We start from the raw sequence: 1,619 nt of genomic DNA on the forward strand, positions 1-1,619 counted from the left end.
CTTCAGGTCTTCTTGACGTTTACGCTCTGCATCTTTTGCTTCAGCATCCTCTAAGTTTTTCTTAGCTTTTGCTATCTCTTCTTTAGCATCGTTTAATTCTATTTCTCTTGCTTGTATTGGTGTTATTTTTTTACCTGATTCATTATCGGAATCCTCATCATCACTATCGATGTCAGATATGTTACCTCGTCTCTTAGCAAGCTCATAATTGCGTTCAGCAGTACTTAAGACTGTTTCAGCTTTTTTTAGCCGCTTTTGAGCCTCTAATATTTCCTCAGAAATTAGTGGACTAGATTCTGCATTATCGTGTTTATTTTCTTTCTTCTTGTTTAAGGCCTCTAAAGTTGTTTCTATTTTTTCTACTGCCTTTTTAGCATTTGTAACCATTTCATCTACGTAGTTTTGAACAAGTTGTTTTTTTTGTTTTGTAACTACACCTTCTCTCAATCTTTCAGATAATATTTGAAGTTCTTCTAGTTTTGTTCTAAATTCTGATAAGTCTGTCTTTGATATAAATTTCCCGAATTTATTTTGTTTGCTCTTTAATGTCTTAATCTCCGCCTCTAGTGTAGTTAGTTCTGTTATTTCTTCCGGTAATAAATAATTCTGCCAATTCTCATCCATATCATCTTGATATTTTTTAGGTATTATTTTAAATGCTTGGACTGAATGTTCTATTAGCTCTTTCCCTTTTTCTTCTACTAAGGTTAGCTGAACTTCAGCTCCTTTTAAATATCCTTGGCATGCTGTTGCATTTTTTATTGTATTGTCTTTTAGGAGACTGCTCATTTCACTAAATTTTCTTGTTGCAGCGTTAACTGCTTGCTCTAATTCCTGCTTTGCTTTTGTTATTCTGTCAACATCGTTATTATTCTTATCCTGTGCATTTTGATTATCCTCTTTCCATCCTTTATTATTCTCATCTTGTGTGCTTTGATTATCATTTTGGTTATCTGGTATACCCCAAACATTCAAATTTTCTGCTGTTCCTTGCTTTCTTCTTGCTAGCTGTTCTTCTATTGTTTCTGGGGTTGTAGGTTGTCTTTGTGCAAGTGCTTTCTTTATTCCCTCTAATAAAGGATCACCTTCTGTGTTTTCTTTTAATTTTTTATTTTCTTCTTGTTTTCGCTCTCTGTCTATTTTTGTTATAAGAGCTTTTCGTATCCTTGTGTTATTAGTCAATACATCTACGATCAATCTTCGTTGTTCTGGAGTAGTGTTTTTTAAACCTTTTTCTAAAGTTTTATTTACAGTTTCATTACTTTCATTACCATCAATATATACTATAGCTTTAGTTAAATTCTTTATTAAATCTGTTTCTTTATATTTTTGTAATATTCTAGTTAAATCTTGTTCAGTTATCGCACCATCATCTTGGAGAAAAATTTTCTCTAAAATTTCATTATTTAAGCTATCTATTAGCCCTCTTACTTCTTTTTTTGAAAAGGGAACGTTTTTTAAGTTCGTGTTGATTTTATTTTCATCAAGTATAAAACCTACTAATTGATTACTTGAAATTTTATCTAACTGCTTAGATAATTCTTTCAGTTTATCTACTAATGTCGCCTTACTGTGTTCGCCTAGAATTTCAGAATTTTTATTTATAAATTTTAATTGTC

General features: G+C 31.2%; 1 pseudogene. It reads right to left on the bottom strand.

Features of this window, described 5'->3' with window-relative positions:
* A pseudogene (locus KYQ89_RS07480) lies at nt 1-1,619 on the bottom strand (autotransporter outer membrane beta-barrel domain-containing protein); the annotation flags it as partial.

The organism is Rickettsia sp. TH2014 (assembly GCF_019249195.1).
In the GTDB taxonomy this organism is placed as follows: Bacteria; Pseudomonadota; Alphaproteobacteria; order Rickettsiales; family Rickettsiaceae; genus Rickettsia; species Rickettsia felis.